The following is a 5965-nucleotide window of genomic DNA, read 5'->3' as shown; positions in this document are numbered from 1 at the left end:
GTGGTGGCGGTGCCCGACGCCGTGGCGCGTCCGGGCCTGCCGTCATACGCCTGCAGGGGTTGTGCATTCATCGTGTGCAGGACGGCCCATGAACCAGCTCTGCTGCACTGCGGCAGGTCGGATGCGGGCCGCGCGACTAAACTGGTTTCATCTGAAATGGAGGTGGTATGGCTGTTTTTCGTCCTGTTTCGTTGATCGGTGTGCCCACCGACGTGGGTGCCGGTCATCGCGGTGCGCGCCTGGGGCCGGAGGCACTGCGCATCGCCGGCTTGCCGGAGGCGTTGGCGGCGCGTGGGGTGGATGTACGCGATGTCGGCAACCTCGACGGCCCGCGCAACCCATGGACCGGCCCGGTGCAGGGCTACCGCCACCTGCAGGAAGTGGTGGCGTGGAACCACGCGCTGATGGAGGCCAGCTACGCCGAACTGCGCGACGGGCGCATGCCGATCATGCTCGGCGGTGACCACTGCCTGGGCGTGGGTTCGATCACCGCCGTGGCGCGCTGGTGCCGCGAGCAGGGCAAGCAGTTGCGCGTGCTGTGGCTGGACGCTCATTCGGACTTCAACACCTCCGATGTCACCCCGTCGGGCAACATCCATGGCATGCCGGTGGCCTGCCTGTGCGGCCTCGGCCCGGAAGCATTGACCCACCTGGGCGGCCAGGCCCCGGCGATCACGCCGGCGCAGGTGCACCAGATCGGCATCCGTTCGGTCGACCCGGAGGAGAAGCGCCTGATCAAGACGCACAACGTCGATGTCTATGACATGCGTTACATCGACGAAGCCGGGATGAAGCGCACGATGGAAGCCGCATTGGACGGCATCGATGCCAACACGCACCTGCACGTGAGTTTCGACGTGGACTTCCTGGACCCGAGCATCGCACCGGGCGTGGGCACCACGGTGCCGGGCGGCGTGAACTACCGTGAGGCGCAGCTGGTGATGGAGATGATCGCCGACACCGGGCGGATGGGGTCGCTGGACATCGTCGAGCTCAATCCGCTGCTGGACCACCAGAACCGCACCGCGGAGCTGGCGGTGGACCTGGTGGAAAGCCTGTTCGGCAAATCGACGCTGATGCGGGACTGACGTGAGGTAGGTGGGGCGCTCGACGCGAGCGCTCCACGCGCTCCCCTGTGCCTGGCAGGGAAGCGGCGACGCCGGCAGGGCCCGTTGCCCGTGGCGTGGCAACGTTTTATCCGGGGCCGCAACCAGACGGGAAACCCACTGCTCCCATGTCGCCGCATCGCCTGCCGGCGCCGGCCACCCCGCACTGACGCCATCGCGACCTGCCTGAACGTGAGCCGGTGATGTTCACGCCCACTGCACGGCGCAACGGCCAGATTCTCCTTCACACGCGGGACGACCGGTGTTCGATACCGGCAGCCGCAGTCGAATGAAGGAGTCATCGAATGAAGCGAGTGCTGATGTTGGCCCTGTTGGGAATGTTCTCGGTCGGCATGCTCAGCGGCTGCAACACCGTTGCCGGTGCCGGCAAGGACATGCAGAAGGCTGGCGAGAAGGTCGAGGACAAGGCGAAGGACTGCAGCGACGGCAAGTGCTGATCACAGTGCGGTGCGCCGCCCGCACCGCGATGGTTTGACCACTGAACCCACCCAGGAGATGAAACATGAAGCGTTTGGTTGCCCTGATGTTGCTGTCGCTGTTCTCGGTCGCCGTCCTGTCCGGCTGCAACACCGTTGCCGGTGCCGGCAAGGACGTGCAGAAGGCGGGCGAGAAGGTGGAGGATGCGGCGAAGCGTTGATCGCCTCGCACCGCATGAATGAAAAAGGCCGGCATATGCCGGCCTTTTTCATTGTCGGCGGGCAGTGAGCTGAAGACGTGTTCAACAACATCATCGCCGTCCAACGTTTCATGGACCCGATGGCAACACCATCGGCGGCACTCTGGTCCTGCGCGGATTGAGCGCGTTTTCCCCCAACGGAGACAGCCCGATGAACAAAGACATCATTTCCGGCAAGTGGAGCCAGCTCAAGGGCAAGGCGCAGGCCAAGTGGGGCGACCTGACCGACGATGACCTGACCATCGCCGAAGGCAACGCCGAATACCTGGCCGGGCGCCTGCAGGAGCGCTACGGCTGGGCCAAGGACCGCGCCGAAACCGAGGTGCGTGACTTCCAGAAGGCCCTGCACAAGGACTACCCGGACTACCACTGAGTCGCGTGGGTACCTTGCCGGGGAAAGGGCCGCGTCCAGCGGCCCTTTCCATTGCCGGCGTGCCCGTCACTCAGCGCCCACGGGCCGGCGGGTCGGGCACGAAGCCGCCTGGGAAGGCCTGCGGGGTGGCGGCGTTGCCGCCGCGGTAGCGCGGCAGCACGCCCATCGCGACCAGGCGGGAGCGGGCGTCATAGCGGATCTGGCTGACCTGCACCGGCGTGCGGCTGGCGCGTTCGAAATGGGTCAACGAGGACTGCGACCACTCGCGCGCGCCATGGCCGGTACCCAGCTGCTGGCGGTTGGCGCTGGGGCTGCGCGCGGACGGCATCGCCGCCGATGCTTCCGCGGCAGCGGCCTTGTCGGCGCGGGCCTCCGAGGCCATGCCGCGCGGCATCGGGCGCGGTGCCGGCATCGGCCGGTAGTCGTCGTAGACCCGGGCGCGGGCTTCCTCGAACACGGCGATGCCGACCACGCCGACGTTGGCCGGGCGGCCGGTGCGGCTGGCGTAGCTGTCGCCGTGGTCGGTGAACACGAACTGCGCCACTTCGGCATTGGACTTGCGCCAGCCGGTGATCTCGCTGCTCTGCCACGGTTCCAGCACGTAGCCGGACTGGTCGGGCGAGGCGGTCTGGCCGCTGATCGCGTTGACGCCATCCACCGACAGCACCACCAGCACGCGCTCGCCGGTGCGGTTGCGCAACTGCACGCTGTAGCGGTGGCCCGGGCTGCCGGCCACCCAGCGCTGGCCGCGGTGCGGGTATTGGTCCAGGTCACCCTCGCCATCGCGGTCGATGATGGACACCGCCACCGGGCCGTCAGCCGGGGGCGGCACGGGGCCGTAGCTGAAGCCACTCAGGGCGAGGACGGACAGCAGGCTGGCGCAGAAACGGTACATGGCGGGCTCCTTTGGCGGGGTACGCGGCTTGGAACGTCCCGCCGCGGCCGGTGGGGTTGGGGGCAGGGAGCCGGCCGGGGCGTTACACTGGGCCGGTTAATCCGTCCGTCAGATTTGTGTTCATGACTACCCGCGTCCTTACCGGCATTACCCCCTCCGGTACCCCCCACCTGGGCAATTACGTCGGTGCCATCCGCCCGGCCATCGCCGCCAGCCGCGCCTCGGACATCGAGAGCTTCTTCTTCCTGGCCGACCTGCACAGCCTGATCAAGTCGCAGGAGCCCGAGCGTACCCAGCGTTCGACCCTGGAGATTGCCGCCAGCTGGCTGGCCTGTGGCCTGGACCCGGACAAGGTGTGGTTCTACCGGCAGAGCGACATCCCGGAAACCACCGAGCTGATGTGGTTCCTGACCGTGGTGGCGAGCAAGGGCATCCTCAACCGCGCCCACGCCTACAAGGCCGCGGTGGACAAGAACCGCGAGGAGCAGCTGGACGACGACGCGGGCGTGACCGCCGGGTTGTTCATGTACCCGGTGCTGATGGCCGCCGACATCCTGATCTTCAACGCCAACCGCGTGCCGGTGGGGCGTGACCAGATCCAGCACATCGAGATGGCGCGCGACTTCGCGCAGCGCTTCAACCATGTCTACGGCAAGGAGTACTTCGCCCTGCCGGAAGTGATCATCGACGAGCAGGTGGCCACGCTGGCCGGCCTGGATGGTCGCAAGATGAGCAAGAGCTACCACAACACCATCCCGCTGTTCGCCCCGCGCGAGGAGCTGAAGAAGCTGGTGTTCTCCATCGTCACCGATTCGCGCGCACCGGGCGAGCCGAAGGACACCGAGGGCTCGGCGTTGTTCCAGATGTACCAGGCCTTCGCCACGCCGGAGCAGACCGCGGCCTTCGCGCAGGCCTTTGCCGCGGGCATCAGCTGGGGCGATGCCAAGCAGCAGTTGTTCGAGCGCATCGACGGCGAGCTGTCGCCGCTGCGCGAGCGCTACAACGCGCTGATGGCCGAGCCGGAGAAGATCGAGGCGATCCTGCGCCAGCGCGGCCAGCAGCTGCGCGAGCAGTTCGCCATCCCGTTGCTGAAGGAGCTGCGCCATGCGGTGGGCCTGCGCGACCTGTCCACCGCCGGCGATGCGCCCAAGGCCGCGGTGGTCGCCAAGGCCGCGCTGCCACTGTTCAAGCAATACCGCGAGAAGGACGGCCGCTTCTATTTCAAGCTGCTCGACGGCGAAGGCCAGCTGCTGATCCAGAGCGAGGGCTTTGATTCGCCGCGCGATGCCGGCCAGCTGATCGCGGTGATCAAGCAGGCCGAGCAGGGCGATGCGCTGCAGAGCGAATTGTTCCGGCTGGAGGCCGAGATGGCACCGGTGCTGGACGCGCTGCAGGCACTGCGCGAGGCCGCTGCCAAGGACTGAACCCACGGGAGGAATGCGTCGATGGCCTGGTTGTCGTTGTTGTTGTTCCTCCCCTGGTTCTGCGTGATGGGGGCGTTGTACTGGTGGTTCCCGCGCCAGCCGCGCCACCGCACCCGCACCCTGTTCGACGCCGGCATGCTGGTGCTGGCGCTGCTGGTCAGCGCCGGCTTCATGCATTGGGGTTACCGGGTGGGCGCGGCCGAGGTGGCCGACGGGCTCTGGAAACAGATCATGGCGGTGCTGTACGCCTACGGCGGCTTCCTGGCGGTGATGGTGTTGGCGCTGCTGTTGCGCCCGCGCGTGCTGCGACGCTGAGCCACGCCTGCGACCAAGGTCCGGGTTGAGCCGCCTGGCGGTGGCTGTCAGGATCGAAGCCGGTTCCCGTGGGAGTTGTGCAGATGTCCGTCGAACATGGCATCCATACCATCGACACCGCGTTCCAGCGCGATCATTTCGATGCGGCGTACCTCATCGTGCAGGACGGCCGAGGCGCCTTCGTCGACTGCGGCACCAGCCATTCGTTGCCGAACCTGCTGGCCAGCGTGGCGCAGGCCGGGTTGCAGCCGGCCGACATCGATTGGCTGATCCTGACCCATGTGCACCTGGACCATGCCGGCGGCGCGGGTGCGCTCATGCAGCAGCTGCCCAATGCGCGGCTGGTGGTGCACCCACGCGGCGCGCAACACATGATCGATCCGGCGCGGCTGATCGCCGGTGCCACCGCGGTGTATGGCCAAGCCGAGATCGCGCGCAGCTACGGGCAGATCCTGCCGGTGCCCGCCGAGCGCGTGGTGGTGGCCGAGGACGGGCACAGGGTGTGGCTGGCCGGCCGCGCGCTGGAATGCATCGACACGCCCGGGCATGCACGCCACCACCACTGCATCTGGGATGAGGCCAGCCGCAGCTGGTTCACCGGCGATGCCTTCGGGCTGTCCTACCGCGAGCTGGACAGCGCTGCCGGCGCGTTCATCGTGCCGACGTCCTCGCCGGTGCAGTTCGAGCCCGAGGCGATGCATGCCTCGATCGAGCGCCTGATGGCACGCCGCCCGGAGGCGATGTACCTGACCCATTACGGGCGGGTGGTTGATACCGCGCGACTGGCGGCGGAACTGCATGAGCAGATCGACGCGATGGTGGTGATCGCCCGCCGCTGCGATGGCCTGCCGCAGCGCCACACGGTGCTGGTGGAGGCGCTGGCCGGCCTGTATGTGGCGCGGTTGCGGCATCTGGGCAGTTCGCTGGACGAGAACGAAGTGCGGCGCGTGCTGGGCATGGATATCGAGCTCAATGCGCAGGGGCTGGAGTGCTGGTTGGACCGGGACAAGCGCTGAGGTGTTGGGTGCTGTTCGTGGTGAGCCCGACGTGAAAGGACGAACGGTGATCCTTTGATGCCCGATGCGCTGTCGGCTTCGCGGCCAAGGCCGCTCCTACTCATTGGTCGGCTTCCTACGTAAAATCACCCGCTCTGCC

General features: G+C 67.3%; 9 protein-coding genes. 8 read left to right on the top strand and 1 reads right to left on the bottom strand.

Annotated features, from left to right (window positions below):
• The 5 genes from VA603_RS08965 to VA603_RS08945 form a co-directional block, all read left to right on the top strand.
• On the top strand, positions 1-195 hold a 195-nt coding region (locus tag VA603_RS08965; protein WP_323438579.1), incomplete at its 5' end, for a hypothetical protein.
• Positions 168-1088, top strand: a complete 921-nt coding sequence (gene rocF / locus VA603_RS08960; RefSeq protein ID WP_132862473.1) for an arginase — start codon at positions 168-170, stop codon at positions 1086-1088. The genes VA603_RS08965 and rocF, both read left to right, overlap by 28 nt.
• Before the next feature lie 323 nt (positions 1089-1411).
• Positions 1412-1564, top strand: coding sequence for an entericidin A/B family lipoprotein (locus VA603_RS08955; RefSeq protein WP_132862474.1), 153 nt, complete (start codon positions 1412-1414; stop codon positions 1562-1564).
• A 65-nt stretch (positions 1565-1629) separates the two neighbouring features.
• On the top strand, positions 1630-1764 hold the full coding sequence (locus VA603_RS08950; protein WP_132862475.1) for an entericidin A/B family lipoprotein: 135 nt from the start codon (positions 1630-1632) through the stop codon (positions 1762-1764).
• 190 nt (positions 1765-1954) lie between these two features.
• Positions 1955-2176 (top strand): CsbD family protein, encoded by a 222-nt coding sequence (locus VA603_RS08945; protein WP_132862476.1) that lies wholly within the window; start codon positions 1955-1957, stop codon positions 2174-2176.
• Positions 2177-2246: 70 nt separating this feature from the next.
• Here VA603_RS08945 and VA603_RS08940 read toward each other — a convergent pair whose 3' ends face one another.
• Positions 2247-3071 carry a hypothetical protein gene (locus tag VA603_RS08940; protein WP_323438578.1) on the bottom strand — a complete coding sequence of 275 codons (825 nt, stop codon included), beginning with the start codon at positions 3069-3071 and terminating at the stop codon, positions 2247-2249.
• A gap of 122 nt (positions 3072-3193) precedes the next feature.
• On the opposite strand from VA603_RS08940, the gene VA603_RS08935 reads away from it, so the two are divergent.
• The 3 genes from VA603_RS08935 to VA603_RS08925 all read left to right on the top strand — a co-directional run bounded on the left by VA603_RS08935 (position 3194) and on the right by VA603_RS08925 (position 5826).
• On the top strand, positions 3194-4495 hold the full coding sequence (locus VA603_RS08935) for a tryptophan--tRNA ligase (protein WP_192286919.1): 1302 nt from the start codon (positions 3194-3196) through the stop codon (positions 4493-4495).
• 21 nt (positions 4496-4516) lie between these two features.
• Positions 4517-4810 carry a hypothetical protein gene (locus tag VA603_RS08930; RefSeq protein ID WP_132862479.1) on the top strand — a complete coding sequence of 98 codons (294 nt, stop codon included), beginning with the start codon at positions 4517-4519 and terminating at the stop codon, positions 4808-4810.
• An 83-nt stretch (positions 4811-4893) separates the two neighbouring features.
• The gene (locus VA603_RS08925; RefSeq protein WP_323438577.1) at positions 4894-5826 is read left to right on the top strand and encodes an MBL fold metallo-hydrolase; all 933 of its coding nucleotides are present in this window, start codon (positions 4894-4896) and stop codon (positions 5824-5826) included.
• Positions 5827-5965 lie beyond the last annotated feature (139 nt).

Origin of the sequence: Stenotrophomonas capsici (assembly GCF_034961085.1) — a bacterium.
Lineage (GTDB): Bacteria > Pseudomonadota > Gammaproteobacteria > Xanthomonadales > Xanthomonadaceae > Stenotrophomonas > Stenotrophomonas capsici.
The sequence above is the reverse complement of the archived record's forward strand: the minus strand, read 5'-3'. Positions and strand labels throughout refer to the sequence as shown.